Annotated in this window: 17 protein-coding genes; 16 read left to right on the forward strand and 1 reads right to left on the reverse strand. The window is 59.2% G+C overall.

Annotation, left to right across the window (positions count from 1 at the left end; translation table 11 throughout):
- The first annotated feature begins 4 nt into the window (after window positions 1–4).
- The 11 genes from MTP43_RS02020 (at window position 5) to MTP43_RS02070 (ending at window position 11,990) form a co-directional block, all read left to right on the forward strand.
- Window positions 5–832 (forward strand): substrate-binding periplasmic protein, encoded by an 828-nt coding sequence (locus MTP43_RS02020; protein WP_154265407.1) that lies wholly within the window; start codon window positions 5–7, stop codon window positions 830–832.
- The gene (locus MTP43_RS02025) at window positions 822–3,401 is read left to right on the forward strand and encodes a response regulator (RefSeq protein WP_223450749.1); all 2,580 of its coding nucleotides are present in this window, start codon (window positions 822–824) and stop codon (window positions 3,399–3,401) included. Before MTP43_RS02020 ends, MTP43_RS02025 begins: the two co-directional genes overlap by 11 nt.
- A gap of 142 nt (window positions 3,402–3,543) precedes the next feature.
- On the forward strand, window positions 3,544–4,338 hold the full coding sequence (locus tag MTP43_RS02030) for an NAD(P)-dependent oxidoreductase (protein ID WP_112121025.1): 795 nt from the start codon (window positions 3,544–3,546) through the stop codon (window positions 4,336–4,338).
- Window positions 4,335–4,928 (forward strand): dipicolinate synthase subunit B, encoded by a 594-nt coding sequence (locus MTP43_RS02035; RefSeq protein ID WP_113620743.1) that lies wholly within the window; start codon window positions 4,335–4,337, stop codon window positions 4,926–4,928. The genes MTP43_RS02030 and MTP43_RS02035 overlap by 4 nt, the downstream gene beginning before the upstream one ends.
- Before the next feature lie 81 nt (window positions 4,929–5,009).
- Window positions 5,010–6,341: a D-alanyl-D-alanine carboxypeptidase family protein gene (locus tag MTP43_RS02040; protein WP_112121086.1), complete on the forward strand. Its 1,332-nt coding sequence runs from the start codon at window positions 5,010–5,012 to the stop codon at window positions 6,339–6,341.
- A gap of 69 nt (window positions 6,342–6,410) precedes the next feature.
- A complete protein-coding gene (gene rfbC / locus MTP43_RS02045; RefSeq protein ID WP_005923016.1) occupies window positions 6,411–6,977 on the forward strand; it encodes a dTDP-4-dehydrorhamnose 3,5-epimerase in 567 nt (188 codons plus the stop codon).
- A 6-nt stretch (window positions 6,978–6,983) separates the two neighbouring features.
- On the forward strand, window positions 6,984–7,793 hold the full coding sequence (locus tag MTP43_RS02050) for an ABC transporter permease (protein WP_223450751.1): 810 nt from the start codon (window positions 6,984–6,986) through the stop codon (window positions 7,791–7,793).
- A 12-nt stretch (window positions 7,794–7,805) separates the two neighbouring features.
- Window positions 7,806–8,549 carry an ABC transporter ATP-binding protein gene (locus tag MTP43_RS02055; protein WP_005923018.1) on the forward strand — a complete coding sequence of 248 codons (744 nt, stop codon included), beginning with the start codon at window positions 7,806–7,808 and terminating at the stop codon, window positions 8,547–8,549.
- Window position 8,550: 1 nt separating this feature from the next.
- Window positions 8,551–10,428: a glycosyltransferase family 2 protein gene (locus tag MTP43_RS02060; RefSeq protein WP_113620745.1), complete on the forward strand. Its 1,878-nt coding sequence runs from the start codon at window positions 8,551–8,553 to the stop codon at window positions 10,426–10,428.
- A gap of 4 nt (window positions 10,429–10,432) precedes the next feature.
- The gene (locus MTP43_RS02065) at window positions 10,433–10,969 is read left to right on the forward strand and encodes a DUF5662 family protein (RefSeq protein ID WP_005923021.1); all 537 of its coding nucleotides are present in this window, start codon (window positions 10,433–10,435) and stop codon (window positions 10,967–10,969) included.
- A 415-nt stretch (window positions 10,970–11,384) separates the two neighbouring features.
- The gene (locus tag MTP43_RS02070) at window positions 11,385–11,990 is read left to right on the forward strand and encodes a hypothetical protein (protein WP_112121088.1); all 606 of its coding nucleotides are present in this window, start codon (window positions 11,385–11,387) and stop codon (window positions 11,988–11,990) included.
- A gap of 122 nt (window positions 11,991–12,112) precedes the next feature.
- On the opposite strand, the gene MTP43_RS14400 is transcribed toward MTP43_RS02070, so the two are convergent.
- Window positions 12,113–12,238: a hypothetical protein gene (locus MTP43_RS14400; RefSeq protein WP_015537317.1), complete on the reverse strand. Its 126-nt coding sequence runs from the start codon at window positions 12,236–12,238 to the stop codon at window positions 12,113–12,115.
- A gap of 320 nt (window positions 12,239–12,558) precedes the next feature.
- On the opposite strand from MTP43_RS14400, the gene rsxC reads away from it, so the two are divergent.
- The 5 genes from rsxC to MTP43_RS02095 are packed head-to-tail and all read left to right on the forward strand — an operon-like array spanning window position 12,559 to window position 16,702.
- Complete coding sequence (rsxC, locus tag MTP43_RS02075) at window positions 12,559–13,875, forward strand: electron transport complex subunit RsxC (protein ID WP_223452891.1); 1,317 nt, start codon at window positions 12,559–12,561, stop codon at window positions 13,873–13,875.
- On the forward strand, window positions 13,875–14,834 hold the full coding sequence (locus tag MTP43_RS02080) for an RnfABCDGE type electron transport complex subunit D (RefSeq protein ID WP_112121089.1): 960 nt from the start codon (window positions 13,875–13,877) through the stop codon (window positions 14,832–14,834). The genes rsxC and MTP43_RS02080 overlap by 1 nt, the downstream gene beginning before the upstream one ends.
- Window positions 14,831–15,385, forward strand: a complete 555-nt coding sequence (locus MTP43_RS02085) for an FMN-binding protein (RefSeq protein WP_005923037.1) — start codon at window positions 14,831–14,833, stop codon at window positions 15,383–15,385. The genes MTP43_RS02080 and MTP43_RS02085 overlap by 4 nt, the downstream gene beginning before the upstream one ends.
- Window positions 15,386–15,402: 17 nt before the next feature.
- Window positions 15,403–16,068, forward strand: a complete 666-nt coding sequence (gene rsxE / locus MTP43_RS02090; RefSeq protein WP_005923040.1) for an electron transport complex subunit RsxE — start codon at window positions 15,403–15,405, stop codon at window positions 16,066–16,068.
- Between the two features lies 1 nt (window position 16,069).
- Entirely contained in the window at window positions 16,070–16,702 is a 633-nt protein-coding gene (locus MTP43_RS02095) for an electron transport complex protein RnfA (RefSeq protein WP_055186232.1), read from the forward strand.
- Window positions 16,703–16,717: the final 15 nt, after the last annotated feature.

The following is a 16,717-nucleotide window of genomic DNA, read 5'->3' on the forward strand; positions in this document are numbered from 1 at the left end:
ACGCGTGACAAAACAGCGATTCAACCATAAAATACCCCGCCGTACCTTTTTAAAGGTGTGCGCGGCGGCAGCGGCAGCCGGGCTGACCGCTTGCGGCAAAACACAGGCGGCGGCAGCGCTGCCCGAGCTTACGGTGGGCAGCGATAACTACCCGCCTTTTATCTACCTGAACAATGACAGCACGCCCACCGGCATTGATGTGGACATTGCCACCGAGGCCTTTGCCCGCATAGGGTATGCGGTACGGTTTGAAATCATTGACTGGGAGCAGAAAACCAATCTGGTGGAAAGTGGTGCCATCGACTGCATCTGGAGCTGCTTTTCCATGGATGGGCGGGAGCAGCTGTACCGCTGGGTAGGGCCGTATATGGTCAGCCGTCAGGTGGTGGCGGTCAATGCCGATAGCGGCATTGAAACGCTTGCCGACCTTGCGGGCAAGACCATGATGGTGCAAAGCACCACCAAGCCGGAGGAAATCTTCCTCGCCGGCACCGACCCCCGCATCCCGCAGTTTGGTGAACTGCTGAGCGCCGAGGACCGCAGCGTGCAGTACGCCATGTTGAACTGCGGCTATGTGGACGCCATTGCCGCCCACGAGGCCGCCATTTTGCGGTATATGCAGGATTGCAATGCCAATTTCCGCATTCTGGAGGAGCCGCTGCTGGTCACCGGCATCGGCGTGGCCTTTGCGCTGAACGACACCCGCGGGCTGGACGAAAAGCTGACCGAGACCTTTGCCGCCATGCGCGCCGACGGCACGATGAAGCAGATCGTAGGCAAATATCTGCCGGACCCGGAAAAATATCTGGAGGTGGACGCCCTTGAACCGTAACAAGAAAACGTTCACGCCCAATATGCGGGTGGCGGCGCTCTACCTGCTGATGGGCGTGCTGCTTTTGCTGGCAGTGACCCTCTTCTCCGGGCGGGAGTCCATGCGCGCTACCGAGGAATACTTTGACCGCACCATCAACTTTGTAAAGGTGCAGTCCACCAGCTACGAAAAATATAACGATACCATCACCGCAAAGTCGCTGCGCCGGATGGCGGTCTCGGTGCGGCAGCTGGCCGAAAATGATACCTTGGATCTCTACGACCCCGAAAGCCTCCGGGCAGAAACGGAGCCCCTCTGGCTTACCGGCATTGCCGTGCTGGACGAAAATGGAGAATCACTGTGCGAATATACGGATGGTAATATCGGCTATGCGCAGTTTGCGGAATCGCTGCGAGAGCAAGCCGCGCTGAACGTGCTGCAAAACCCGCAAAAGACCTACCTCAAGCGCATTCTGTTACAGGATGGCACGGCGGTGGATGTTGCCACCCGCCGCGCCGCAGCAGGGGACGCCGTGCTGCTGGCGTACCGGGTGACCCCGCCGGAGTTTGTGGAGGGGACAGCCCTGTCCATCCAGAGCGTGCTGGACGGCTACCCGAAGAACATCAGCGGCACCATCTTTATCGTGCAGGACAACAAGGTGATCGCCGCAAACGACCCGAGCCTCATCGGACTGTACACCACGAACAGCCCGCTGGTGCAGGGCATCCGCAAGGCCGGTGCGCCCGACATTCTGACCCACACCCGCGACTGGGCAAATTCCGGCTGCTATTTCGGGATGTACAGCAACGGACAGAATTTTGATCTGTATCTCTATATCGACGAAAAATCGGTGTTCCGCAATTTCAGCAGCGCACTGCTGACGGCACTGATCTTCTATCTGATCTGTGTGGCAGTGCTGCAAACGCTGCGCCGCCGCTCCATGAAGCTAGCGGAGCAGCAAAAAAGGGAGCAGGAGCAGAAGTATCACGCCCAGCTGGAAGAGCAGAACCGCAAGCTGGAGCTTGCCGTCCGGCACGAGGCAGCGGCAAACCGCGCCAAGCGGGAGTTTTTGTTCAACATGAGCCACGACATCCGCACCCCGATGAACGCCATTATCGGCTTCACCTCGCTGGCGGCGACCCATGTTGATAATAAGGAACAGGTGCTGGACTACCTGAAAAAGATCTCCACTTCCAGCCAGCACCTGCTCTCCCTCATCAACGATGTGCTGGACATGAGCCGCATCGAGAGCGGCAAGGTAAAGATCGAGGAAAAGGCAGTGCACCTGCCGGATCTCGTGCACGATATACGCTCCATCATCCAGCCCAACATCAGTTCCAAACGGCTGTCGCTGTTCATCGACACCATGGACGTGGTGGACGAGGACATCATCACCGACCCGCTGCGGTTGAATCAGGTGCTGCTGAACATCCTTTCCAATGCTATCAAGTTCACCCCCACCGGCGGCATGGTGAGCATCCGCATTGCTCAGAAGCCCGGCACGCCCAAGGGCTGCGGCAATTATGAGTTCCGCATCAAGGACAACGGCATCGGCATCAATAAGGAGTTCCAGAAGCACATCTTTGAGGAGTTCACCCGGGAGGAAAGCTCCACCGTCAGCGGCATCCAGGGCACGGGTCTGGGCCTTTCCATCACCAAGAATATCGTAGACCTGATGGGCGGCACCATCGCCCTTGAAAGCGAGCCGGGCAAGGGCAGCGAGTTCATCGTGAACCTCTGCTTCCCCCTCAGCGGGCAGAAGGCAGAGATCAAGCAGCTGCCCCAACTGGAAGGGCTGCGGGCACTGGTGGCGGACGACGACACCAACACCTGTCTGAGCGTCAGCACCATGCTTTCCAAGATCGGCATGCGCCCGGAGTGGACCATCTCCGGCAAGGAGGCGGTTATCCGCACGAAGTACGCCGTGGAGCAGGGCGATGCTTTCAGCGTGTATATTATCGACTGGCTCATCCCGGATATGAACGGCATCGAGATCGTGCGGCAGATCCGCAAGGTCATCGGGGACAGCTGCCCCATCATCATCCTGACCGCCTACGACTGGGCGGATATCGAGGAGGAGGCGCGCGCCGCCGGTGTGACCGCTTTCTGCGAAAAGCCGCTCTTCCTCTCGGAGCTGCGCAAGGTACTGGCAGAGCCCTTCCGGGTACAACCGGAGCAGACGACTGCCCCGCAGCCCAAGGCAGACTTCAGCGGTAAGCACCTGCTGCTGGTGGAGGATAACGCCCTGAACCGGGAGATCGCCATAGAGATCTTAAAGGAAGCGGGCTTCCTTGTGGATACCGCCGGAGACGGCGTTGAAGCAGTGGAAAAGATGGAGCAGTCCGTGCCCGGGCAATATGACCTGATTTTGATGGACATCCAGATGCCCCGGATGGACGGCTACGAAGCCACCCGGCGTATCCGCGCCCTGCCCGACCCCCGCAAGGCGGGCATCCCCATTTTTGCCATGACCGCCAACGCCTTTGAGGAGGACAAGCAGAACGCCCTGAATGCGGGCATGAACGGCCACATCGCAAAGCCGCTGGATATCCCGCACCTGCTGAAGGTGCTGGAAGAAGCGCTGAAATAAGAATCCTCTCAGTTATCGCTGCGCGATGACGGCTCCCCCGAAAGGGGGAGCTTTTTTGTTTCTGCCGGTCAGCATCTTTCCGTTCACGCGGTTTTATCTTCCTGCATAGGATGGTGCACAGCGGAAAAGGGGAGATGACGACATGAGGCAGACAAAGCGGTTTGCGGTGGTGGGCAGCGATGCCCGGCAGGCGGCGGCAGGACGTGCACTGGCGCGGGCGGGGTATACGGTGGGCGGCGTGCAGCAGCTGCCGCAGGCAGACTGCATCCTGCTGCCGCTCCCGCTGGAACAGGCGGATTTGCCGCTGGCGCAGCTGCTGGGCATGGCAAAGCCCGGGGCACTGGCGCTGGGCGGTAAGGTGACGGACAGCGCAAGGACTATCGCCCGGGCGGCGGGGGTGGAACTGGTGGACTACTTTGCCCGCCCGGAGCTGACCGTGTATAACGCCATCCCCACCGCCGAGGGCTGCATCGGCATTCTGCTGGAACGGCGCAGCCGTACCCTGTGGGGCGCGGCGGTGCTGGTGCTGGGCTTTGGCCCGGTGGGGCGGGCGCTTGCGGTGCGTCTGGCGGCACTGGGCGCGCGGGTGACCGTGGCGGCACGCCGCCCGGTGCAGCGGGCCATGGCAGAGGAACTGGGTCTGCGGGCGGTGTCGCTGACAGACCTTGCTGCCGCAGCTGCCGCCTTTGATACGGTGGTGAACACCATCCCCGCGCCGGTGCTGACAACGCAAGTGCTGGCGGCGCTGCCGAAGGGGTCTCTGATCGTGGATCTGGCCTCAAAGCCCGGCGGTACGGACTTTGCCGCCGCCCGGCGGCTGGGGCACACGGCGCTGCACGCGCTGAGCCTGCCGACGGTCTGGGCGCCGGAAACAGCAGGGGAGGCGCTGGCGCGCACGGTGCAGACCATTTTGCAGGAGCGGGAGGAGAAGATATGACCACAGAGAAAAAGGGCTGTCTTGCCTTTGCGGTGTGCGGCAGCTTTTGCACGTTGGAGGACGCCTTGGGCGCGGCGCAGGCACTGACGGCACAGGGCTGGACGCTGCTGCCCGTTATGAGCTTTGCCGCGCAGCAGGATACCCGGTTCGGCACCGGGGAAAGCTGGCGGCAGCGCTTACAGGCCGTTACCGGGCAGCCGGTGCTGGACACCCTGCAGGCGGTGGAGCCGCTGGGCCCCCGGCGGCTGGCGCAGGCGCTGGTGGTCGCCCCCTGCACCGGCGCAACGCTGGCGCGGCTGGCGGCGGGACTTTCGGATACGCCGGTGACCCTTGCCGCCAAAAGCCTGCTGCGGGTGGGCAGCCCAGTGGTGCTGGCAGTGTCTACCAACGACGGCCTTGGCGCCTCCGGCGAAAATATGGCGCGGCTGTGCCAGCGCAAGCACTATTACTTTGTGCCCTACGGGCAGGACGACCCCTTTGCCAAGCCCCAGAGCCTGAAGGCCGACCTTGCCCTGCTGCCCGCCGCCGTGGACGCCGCTTTGCGGGGTGAGCAGCTGCAACCGGTGCTGCTGGGACAAAGGAATGTGTAAATCTCTTTTCAGCGGGGAAAAAATGTGGTATACTTCAAATGATGTCTTGTCGGCATAAAACGGATAAGCGGAGAATACCAGATGAAAAAATTTACCGCAGCACTGTGCACTGTGCTGCTTTTGATAGGCGCTGTGCTGGTGCCCGGCGCAGCAGCAGCCGGCCCGGCGCTGGCCAATACCCGGGCATACTGCATCATGGATGCAGACACCGGCCTTGTGCTGGCGCAGCAGAATATGGACGAGGAGCTGCACCCGGCCTCCATTACCAAAGTAATGACCCTTGGTCTTGCCTGCGAGAAGGCGCAGGGAGACTGGGATGACGTAAAGCTGACCGTGACCCATGAGGATGTCTACTCGCTGGCGGGCACGGATTCCAGCCATATTGCCCTGCGGGAAGGGGAAGAAGTCCCCTTGGTGGATGCACTGTACGCCACCCAGATGGCCAGCGCCAACGACGGTGCCAACCTGCTGGCGGAGTATTTCGGCGGCGGCACCATCGCGGACGGCGTGGCGGCCATGAATGCACAGGTGGAGGAGCTTGGCCTTGCCCACACCCACTTTTCAAACCCCCACGGCATCAGCGACAACGACCACTACACCAGCTGCTACGATATGGCACAGATTTTGCGCTGGGCGCTGCAGCAGCCGGGGTTTGAGGACTTGTTCACCCGCAACGAGATGTACACCATGCAGCCCACCAACATCCAGCCGGTGACCCGCTACTTCTCCCAGCAGGATAAGATCCGCATCGGCTCCAGCCGCTACCATATCGACAGTGTGCTGGGCTCCAAGCTGGGCTATACCAACACCGCCCGGTACAGCTATGTCTGTCTGGCGGAGCAGGACGGGGTGCGGCTGATCTGCGCGACCATGCAAAGCCAGCTGAGCACCGATAAATATAACGATATGCGCACCCTGCTGGACTACGCCTTTTCCACCTATAAAAGCTACACCCAGCTGCCCGGCGGCACGGTCACCGCACAGCTGGCTGTGGCGGGCGGCGGGCAGAGCCTTGGCACCGTTACCGTAGCCGACCCCGGGGTGAAGCTGCTGCTGGCCGAGGGCTTATCCGCGCAGGATGTGACCGTGGACCTGGAGCTGCCGGAGCAGTATCTGCTGGGCGCAGAGCCCGCCGTGTATGCGGTGTACACCCTGAACGGCGGCGCGCAGCAGGAGAGCACCAGCGTGCGGGTAAAGGCGGAGATCACAGGTCTGGCGGAATTGCTGGAGCAGAGCGTCGGCACAAAGCTGGAAGCCGCCAGGGACGTGGAACCGGGCAGCAGCGCATGGGTGCTGGCGGGCATCTCGGTGGGGTGCACCATAGGTGCAGCCGTGGTTACCGTACTGGTGCTGCGGGTACATTCCCGCCTGAAAAAGCGCCGCAAAACGGCAAGGCACCATAAAAAAGCGTAAAAGCCTGTTCAAAACCAGACTTTTCCAGATAAAGAAAAAGCTTTCAGAAAAAAAGAGAGGTACAATATCATGGGTAAGTTTATTTTTACGCAGACCGAGATCCCCGGCGTGGTGGTCATTGAGCCGCAGGTGTTCGGCGACGACCGTGGCTATTTTATGGAGACCTACCAGAAGGACCAGTTCGCAGAGGCCGGTATCGACAAGGAATTTGTGCAGGACAACCAGAGCCGCTCCACCCGGGGCGTGCTGCGCGGGCTGCACTTCCAGAAGAACCACACCCAGGGCAAGCTGGTGCGCGTGACCAAGGGCGAGGTGTACGATGTGGCCGTGGACTGCCGCCCCCACAGCGCCACCTTTGGCAAGTGGGTGGGCGTGACCCTTTCCGAGGACAACAAGAAGATGTTCTATATCCCGGAGGGCTTTGCCCACGGTTTTCTGGTGCTGAGCGATGTGGCAGAGTTCTGCTATAAGTGCACCGATGTCTACGACCCCACCAGCGAGGGCGGCATCCCCTACGATGACCCCACCGTCAACGTGCAGTGGCCGGACTGCGGCTGTGAGCACAAGACCAGCGCAAAGGACAAGCTGCACGAGCCCTTTGCCGCCCAGAAGTTCGAGTATTTTGAAAAGTGGTGATCGCCCGTGGCAAAACTCAAAGCAATGTGGAATGGCTTCTGGCGCTACCGCTATCTGCTGTGGAACCTTGTAAGCCGTGATTTCAAGCTGAAATACCGCCGCAGCGTGCTGGGCGTGGTGTGGAGCGTTTTGAACCCGCTGCTGATGTGCCTTGTGTACTGGGCGGTGTTCAGCAGCCTGATGGATATGCGCGGCAGCGGCATCGACAACTTTGCCGTCTTTCTGATGTGCGGTCAGCTGCTGTTCAACTTCTTCAACGAGGCTACCTCCACCAGCATGAGCAGCGTGCTCAGCGCCGCCCCGCTGCTGAAAAAGGTGTATATCCCCAAGTATATCTTCCCGCTGGAAAAGTGCTGCTTTGCCATGGTGAACTGCATCTTCAGCTTTGTGGCGCTGCTGCTGGTCATGATCTTTACCGGCGCGCCTTTCCACCTGACCATTTTTGAGGCGCTGTACCCGCTGGTGACCTTGTTCTTCTTCAGCCTCGGGGTCAGTATGTTCTTAGCGGCGGCTACCGTGTTCTTCCGGGATATCATGCACATCTGGAGCGTGTTCGTCACCGCGCTGCTGTATTTCTCCGCCATCTTCTACGACCCCACCCAGATGACCTTTTCCATCGGCGGGTTCAATATGCAGCAGATCATCAAACTGAACCCCATGTACTGGTATATCACGGGCTTCCGCCGCACGGTGATGTGGGGCATCCCGCTGGATTGGAATATGTTCCTTGTCTGCGGCATCTGCGCCGTAGTGTCCATGGTAGTGGGGCTGCAGGTGTTCCGCAAAACGCAGGACCACTTTGTGCTGCACATTTAAGGAGGGTGAACAATGGAACCGATCATCAAAGTGGACAATGTTTCCATGTGCTTCAACCTTTCCAAGGAAAAGCATGAGAGCCTGAAGGAGTACTTTCTGGCCATGGTGCAGGGGCGGCTGCAATACGACGAGTTCTACGCTTTAAAGGACGTCAGTCTGGACATCATGCCCGGCGATTTTTACGGCCTTGTGGGATTGAACGGCTCGGGCAAATCCACCCTGCTCAAGACCATTGCCGGGGTGTACAAGCCCAGCAAGGGCAAGGTGACCGTGAACGGCACCATCGCCCCGCTCATCGAGCTGGGCGCGGGCTTTGATATGGATCTGACCGCCCGCGAGAACATCTACCTCAACGGCACGGTGCTGGGCTTCTCGCCCAAGTATCTGGACGAAAAATTTGACGAGATCGTAGAATTCAGCGAACTGGAAAACTTTCTGGATGTGCCGCTGAAAAACTACTCCTCCGGCATGGTGGCACGCATCGGCTTTGCCATTGCCACCATCACAAAGCCCGATATTCTTATTGCGGACGAGGTGCTGTCGGTGGGCGATTTCCTGTTCCAGCAGAAGTGCGAAAAGCGGATGCAGGAGCTGATGGCGGGCGGCACCACGGTCATTCTGGTGTCCCACTCCATCGAGCAGATCGAGCGGATGTGCACCAAGGTGGCATGGCTGAGCCACGGCCACCTGAAAATGAACGGGGATACCCAGACAGTCTGCGCCGCCTACAAGGCGACCCAGCGCGGCGAGGTCTGATATGAATGTACGGTTGAAACGCGCCAAGGAGCTTGCCGGCTATGCCGTGCAGCTGACAAAGGACGAGGGCTTGCCCACCATGGTCAGGCGCGGCGCGGGCTTTGTGAAGCGCCGCTGCTTTGGCAAACGTGCGCGCTACCTGCCCGCCAAAAAGGTGCTGGAAGCCCAGCGCGCAGAGATGGCAGGCAAAACGGCGGCAGACTGCGGTCTGCCCACCATTTCGGTGCTGACCCCGCTGTATAACACCCCGGAAAAATACCTGCGGGAATTTCTGGATTCCTTTGTGGGGCAGACCGCGCCCAACGGACAGCTCTGCCTTGCCGATGCTTCGGACGCTGCCCACGGGGACGTGGAGCGGATCGTAAAGGAATATCAGCAAAAGAATCAACGAATCGTATATAAAAAGATCGAAAATAAGGGCATCGCGGCCAACACCAACGCCGCCGCGCAGCTGGCAACAGGGGAGTATCTGGCGCTGGCTGACCACGACGACATTCTGGCACCCCATGCCCTGTACACCATGGGCAAGGCCATCCTGCAGCTGCGGCAGCGCGGCGAACCGGACGGATTTCTGTACAGCGACGAGGCACTGTTCACCAAAAGCATCCGCCGCCCCATGGTGGCGCACTTCAAGCCGGACTACGCCCCGGATTACCTGCTGTGCTGCAACTACATCTGCCATCTGGCGGTGTTCCAAAAAGCGCTGTGGGAGCAGCTGGGCGGCGAACGCCCGGAATGCGACGGCAGTCAGGATCATGATCTGTTCCTGCGTCTGCTGGAAAAGACCGGCGGTGCCGCCCATGTGCCGCAGGTGCTCTACTACTGGCGGGTGCACGCGGGGTCTACCTCCGGCGGTGCAGACGCAAAGCCCTATGTGGCGGCAGCGGCCAAAAAGGCGCTGGCAGACCACCTGACCCGCACCGGGCGCACCGGCACGGTGGAGGACGGCCTGTTCCCCAGCACCTACCGGGTGAAGTGGGACATCGTGGGCGAGCCGAAGGTGAGCATCCTCATCCCCAACAAGGACCACACCGAGGATCTGGAAAAGTGCCTGCACAGCATCTGGACAAAGACTGAATGGGAGCACTTTGAGGTGATCGTGGTGGAGAACAACTCCACCGACCCCGCCACCTTTGCCTACTATAAAAAGGCGCAGCAGCGCTACGACGGCCTGCGGGTGGTCACCTACCCGAAAAAGGGCTTCAACTTTTCCGGCATCAACAACTTTGGCCGCAAATACGCCACCGGCGAATATCTGCTGCTGCTGAATAACGACGTGGAGGTGCGCAGCGGCGAATGGCTCACTGAACTTCTGCGCCAATGCGCTCACCCCGGCGGGGCGGCAGTGTGCGGTGCAATGCTCTTTTACCCGGACGAGACCATCCAGCACGCGGGCGTCATTACCGGGCTGGGGGGCTACGCGGGGCACAGCCACAAGTACAAAAAGGCAGGCGGCAGCGGGTATCTGTTCCGCACCGCCACGGTGCAGGACTTTTCCGCTGTGACCGGTGCCTGCCTGCTGGTAAAGACCAGCGTGTGGGACGAGGTAAAGGGGTTGGACGAAGCCTTTGCGGTGGCCTTCAACGATGTGGACTTCTGCCTGCGGGTGCGGGATGCGGGCTACCGCATTGCGTGGACGCCCTACGCCCAGCTGACCCACTACGAGAGCAAGAGCCGCGGCGGGGACGAGAAAGACCCGGTAAAGGCACGGCGCTTTGCCGCCGAGCAGCAGCGTCTGTACGAGGTGCACGGCAAGGAGAACATCCTGCATGACCCCTACTACAACCCCAACCTGACCATGGACCGGGAGGATTTTTCCGAAAGCGATGATCTGCGCGGGCTGAAAGAGGGCCGCATCACGGTGCAGTGGAGGGAATAACAGCATGAACATCAAGGGTCATTTCGAGACCATCACCCGGCACAAGCTGCTGGTGATGAAATACTGCTTTGAATGCGGGTTGTATGAGCAGGGTCTTGCCCACGACCTGAGCAAGTATAGCCCCACCGAGTTCATCCCCGGGTGCATCTATTATCAGGGTGACCACAGCCCCAACGAGGCCGAGCGCGCAGCCAAGGGCTACACCTCGGCGTGGCTGCACCACAAGGGGCGCAACAAGCATCATCTGGAATACTGGATCGATTATAGCACCACCAAGACCGGCCTGACCGGCATGAAGATCCCCCTGCGGTACGTCTGCGAGATGGTGTGCGACCGGGTGGCGGCAAGCCAGATCTATCTGGGCGATAAGTACACTGATGCCTCTGCGTGGGAGTACTACCAGCGCAGCAAGGATCACTACCTGATGCACCCGGAGACCCGGGCACTGCTGGAAAAGCTGCTGTGCATGGTGCGGGACCTCGGGCGGGAGCGCACCTTTGCCTACATGAAATTCCTGCTTGGCTGCGAAAAGGATTACTAAGCCCGAAAGGCTGCTGCACAGACTGTGCGGCAGCCTTTTTTGCGTGCAGAAAAGCCCGCGTGCAGACGCGCCTGTGAAAAAGCAATTCCGGAAAATCGGCAGATTTTCCGGAATTGCGAATAAAAAATAATTTTTCCACTGCAACGACGACGACCGCCGCCAGTGGCGGAAACAGGGAGGAGTTGTTGGGGCAGCGGCCAGCAAGATGCGAGTGCCGCCCAAGGCACGATGCGGATGCTGGGTGCCGCAACCCGGAAGGCGCGGCGCGCATTCAAAATGTTCCTGCTTTTGCACGCTTTGCCGAAACTTTCTGCCAAAGTTTGGCGCATCTGCCCATTGACAGCGCGCCGCAGCAGGGGATAAGATGAAACCGGGGAGCAACGCACTCCCATAAGAAGAAAGCGGGGGACCACAGATGAAGCTTTGGAAACGATGGACGGCAGCGGCTCTTGCAGCTGCAATGGCGCTGCTGCTTTTAGCAGCCTGCGGGCCCTCCGGCCCTTCCGCGCCGGATGCGCCGGATAAGCCGGGCAGCAGCGAGACCGGCAAAGACCCCACCGACGAAAAGACCGAGGCGCAGAAGGTGGCCGCAGTGGTGGAAGCACTGAACACAGTGCGCAAGAACTACGGCAATAACACCCCGCTGGAGCTGAACGAGCAGGCCTGTGCGTTCGCCAAGGAGATGGCACAGGTGCAGCTGGATGGCGTCAATGGCAAGTACGGCGAGAATCCGAGTACCAACACGGATTATAGTGCTGCCTGTGCAAAAGTCCGCAAGAAGAAGGTGGGCGAAAAAGCATCGATCGGTGTTGGTGCACTGCAGGGCGCTTACCCGGATGCGATCCAGTTCGAAACGTGGGCAGGCAAGAAGTGGAAAGACGAGACAGAGAAAGCAAGCGTAGAACGCAACAATGCACTGGTCAAGAAGGAAGCCACTCTTGTGGGCGTGGGCGTTGTGCAGAACACCGACCATGCGACAATGGAAAACTGCCCCTTTATGGTGGTCGTGATGACCTACTGATACGAGCAAACGCCGCTGACGAAAAGTCGGCGGCGTTTTTGTGTGGTCTGCCGGATAACGCAAAAACACCCCGGCCGGGCGGTTTTACCGCTTGGTCGGGGTGCTGTTTTGCAAGAAAAATATTACTGCTCGTTTTCGTAGATCTTGATATAGCGCGGGGCGCTTTTATCCTGCCAGAGCAGCAGAATGGCGGTCAGGGCGACAGCCAGTGTGGTGAGGACGGCGAGCAGAGCTTTGAGAACTTTCATGGTTTGGTGCCTCCTTGTGAAGTTCGGGAGCGGAGCGGGGGACGTTCCGCCTGTCATGTTAGGTATAGTATAGCATATTCCCACAGTAAAGGCAAACGGCAGAAGAGGGAGAACAAAAAGAAAAATACGGCAGTTAGTTAAAACTAATCGGCGAAAACGAATAAGAAAGTTCAGGAAAATTCATCATTTGAGCCGTGATGTCGTTGACTTCCCGCGCCAAAATGATACAATAAGTGTGTTAAGCAGCTGCTGTCCCTGTACCAGTGCGCCTGCATGGGCGTGGGGATGGCAATTCAAGCAGAATGGGGGATTTGAAATCCATGTTGAACAAGCTGAAACGTGCGGCGCTTGGCGCGCATACGCCGCATGACAAGGCAACTGCTGCAAGCAAACCTATCCCGATGCCTCTGCCCGCGCAGGTACGCATCCTTATGAGCCAGCACATTGGCGCACCCGCCAAGGCACTGGTGAAAAAAGGCGATGAAGTGTTCGTCGGCACCAAGATCGGTGAGGCGGGCGGCTTTGTCTCCGCAAACATCCACTCCAGCGTTTCCGGTACGGTAGCTGCAGTGGAACCTTTCCGTCTGTCCAATGGCCGTATGTGCGATTCTGTTGTCATCAAGACCGATGGCAAGCAGACCGTAGACCCGGCTGTCAAGGCACCGGAAGTCACCGATAAGGCCAGCTTCCTTGCCGCCGTGCGCGAGTGCGGTCTGGTCGGTCTGGGCGGCGCAGGCTTCCCCACCGATGTGAAGCTGCAGCCCAAGCAGTCGGTGGATACTTTACTGATCAACGCCTCCGAGTGCGAGGTGTGGCTGACCAGCGACACGCAGGAGATGCTGGAGTGCAGCGATGATATCATCCGCGGCATCAAGGCTGTGCTGCAGTATACCGGCATTCCGAAGTGCATCATTGGTATTGAGAACAACAAGCCCGAGTGCATCGACCTGCTGTGCAAAAAGACCAAGGACGACAGCGCTATTGAGGTCAAGCCCCTGCCCAGTGTCTACGGCACCGGCGCAGAGCTGATCCTCATTGAGAAGTGCCTCGGCCGCGAGGTGCCCCACGGCGGTCTGCCCGCCGATGCAGGCGCTATCGTGATGAACGTGACCAGCGTTTCCACGCTGGGCAAGTATCTGGCTACCGGTATGCCGGTGGTCCAGCGTACCATCACCGTGGACGGCGATGCCTGCGCAAAGCCCCAGAACGTTGTTGTGCCCGTGGGCACCGCCTATCAGGACATTCTGGACTATGTGGGCGTTAAGGGCGAGCTGGGCAAGGTGGTTGCCGGCGGTGCCATGATGGGCCCCGCTGTGGAGAACCTTTCCTACCCCACCACCAAGACCACTTCCGGTCTGATCCTGCTGAGCAAGGCAGCTGCACAGCCCGCACAGGTCAACCCCTGCATCCGCTGCGGCCGCTGCGTGGAGTACTGCCCCATGGGTCTGGAGCCCGTGGAGGTCAATCAGGCCTACGCCGCCCGCGATGTGCAGGAGCTGGGCAAGCTGCACGCTGACTACTGCTTCAACTGCGGCAGCTGCTCCTTCGTCTGCCCGGCAAAGCGCCCTGTTACCCAGATGATGAGTCTGGCCAAGGCCTTCTATCTTGGCGAAATCAAAAAAGGAGGCAATAAGTAATGGATACGAAGCTTATTGTTTCGGCTTCCCCGCACGTCCGCAGTGATGAGACCACCCAGAGCCTGATGGCCAACGTGATCGTTGCACTGTGCCCCTGCGTGGTTGCCTCTGCGATCATTTTCGGCGTGCGTGCCCTGCTGGTCACCGCCGTTTCCGTGGTGGCCTGTGTGGTCTTTGAGTGGCTGTACTGCAAGCTGCTGAAGCGCCCGAACCCCATCAGCGACCTGTCCGCTGTGGTCACTGGCATCATTCTGGCCATGAACGTGCCCGTGGGTATGCCCATCGGTCAGCTGATCATCGGCGATCTGGTGGCTATCATCGTTGTCAAGCAGCTGTTCGGCGGCATTGGCATGAACTTTGCAAACCCCGCTCTGGTGGGCCGTATCGTGCTGTTTATCAGCTTTGCCGGCTCCATGAATAAGTGGGTGTTCCCGGATGCAGCGGTGGACCAGCTGTCCAAGGCTACCCCGCTGGCTGTGGCAGATCCCTCCAAGCTGAGCCTGCTGGATCTGTTCATGGGCATCCACGGCGGTGTGCTGGGCGAGACCTGCGCACTGGCTATCGTGCTGGGCCTGATCTATCTGGTGGCTACCAAGACCATCAGCATCGCTATCCCTGCTTCCTACGTTGGCAGCGTGTTCGTGTTCTACCTGATCGCTACCAAGGATCTGCACAGCGCACTGGTTGCCGTGCTGAGCGGCGGCCTGCTGTTCGGCGCTGTGTTCATGGCTACCGACTACGTTACCAGCCCCTTTACCCTGAAGGGTAAGCTGGTGTATGGCGTGTGCCTTGGCATCGTTACCTTTGCTATCCGTTACTGGGGCAGCTACACCGAGGGCGTGTCCTTCGCACTGCTGTTCATGAACCTGTGGGTCCCGTACATCAATGATCTGACCCGTCAGACCCCGTATGGCTATGTGAAGCCTGCAAAGAAAGCGAAGGAGGGTGCTGGCAAATGAGTAAGACTGCAAATTCCAGCTGGGAAACCACCGGTAAGCCCATTGTTGTGCTGACCGTCATCTCTTTGATCGTCAGCCTGCTGCTGGCTCTGGTGAACGGCATGACCGCTCCCGTTATCAAGGAGAACACCCGCCGCACCACGCTGGCTGCTTATGTCAGCGTGATGCCCTCTGTTTCGGACGCAGCTACGCTGGAGGAAGTGACCGATTACACCACCGCCAATGTTACCGGCGTGGTAAAGGCTCCGGACGGCGGCATTGCCATCAAGGCCGAGGAAAAGGGCTTTGACGGCGGCATTCTGACCGTCATCATGGGCTTTGACGCCAATGGCGCCGAGACCGGCATCTGGGTAGACGCTTCTACCCAGACCAAGGGCATCGGCTCCAATGTGTCCACCGATGACTTCCTGGCACAGTTCAACGGCATGGACGGCACCAAGAACATTGTGATGAATCAGGATTTCGATGCGTACAGTGGCGCAACCATTTCGTCCACCGCTCTGTTTGCTGCCATCAATGATTGTATCAACTGCTTCAACGAGCTGGCATAAAAGGAGGTTGGTAAGAAATGGCACAAGAAAATAAGTCCAAGGTAAGCATCCTTACCAACGGCATCATCAAAGAAAACCCTGTTCTGCGTCTGGTTCTGGGCACCTGCTCCATTCTGGCCGTTACCACGGCAGTTTCCAGCGCACTGGGCATGGGCGCCGCCTTCACCTTCGTGCTGGTGTGCTCCAATATCATGATCTCCCTGCTGCGGAAAGTCATCCCCGGCAAGGTGCATCTGCCCTGCTACATCGTTATCATTGCAGGCTTTGTGACCATCGTGCAGATGTTCATGCAGGCCTACATGGAAAGCCTGTACAACGCTTTGGGCGTGTTCCTGCCCCTGATCGTTGTCAACTGTATCATTCTGGGCCGTGCCGAGATGTTCGCCTGCAAGAACAATGTGGTGGATTCCGCACTGGACGGCGTGGGCATGGGCCTCGGCTACACCCTCACCGCTACTCTGATGGCCTCCATCCGTGAGATCCTGGGCAGCGGCACCTGGCTGGGCTTCCAGATCATTCCGGAAAGCGTTGCCAAGGTGTCCATCATGACGCAGGCTCCCGGTGCATTCTTCTGCTTTGGCCTGTTGATGGCCGGCTGTGTGTGGCTGGAAGGCAAGCTGGACGCCCGCATCGAGCGCAAGAGCTGCTGTGATCTTGACAATCTGAAGAAGGAGGCGGAATAAGATGCTCGTCAAACTCGCTGCGATCTTCTTCAGCATGATCCTTGTCAACAACTATGTGCTGGTGAAGTTCTACGGTATCTGCCCGTTCCTGGGCGTTTCCAAAAAGCTGGATTCCGCTGTTGGTATGTCCGGTGCTGTCATCTTTGTCATGTTCATGGCAACGGCCGTTACCTTCCCCATCCAGATCTTCATTCTGGACAAGGCTGGTCTGAGCTATCTGCAGACCATCGTGTTCATTCTGGTCATCGCTGTGCTGGTGCAGTTCATCGAGATCTTCCTCAAGAAGTATGTCGTTGCACTGTATAACTCGCTGGGCGTTTATCTGCCCCTGATCACCACCAACTGCTGCGTGCTGGCCGTGACCATTCTGGTCGTGGGCGACTACGGCGCCGATGTGGCTGCACACGGCTTCGGCTACGCCTACATCGAGGCTCTGATCTGCGCCATCGGCGCAGGCTGCGGCTTTATGCTGGCCATGGTCATGTTCAGCGGCGTGCGTAAGCGCGTGGAAGCCTGCGATCCCCCGGCACCCTTCAAGGGCCTGCCCATCACCCTGATCGCAGCTGCAATCACCAGCCTGTCCTTCATGGGCTTCGGCGGCATCGTCGAAAACCTGTTCAATGTTACGCTGTAAGGGAGGAACAGGACT

The sequence above is a fragment of the Faecalibacterium sp. IP-1-18 genome (genome assembly GCF_023347355.1).
GTDB lineage: Bacteria > Bacillota > Clostridia > Oscillospirales > Ruminococcaceae > Faecalibacterium > Faecalibacterium prausnitzii.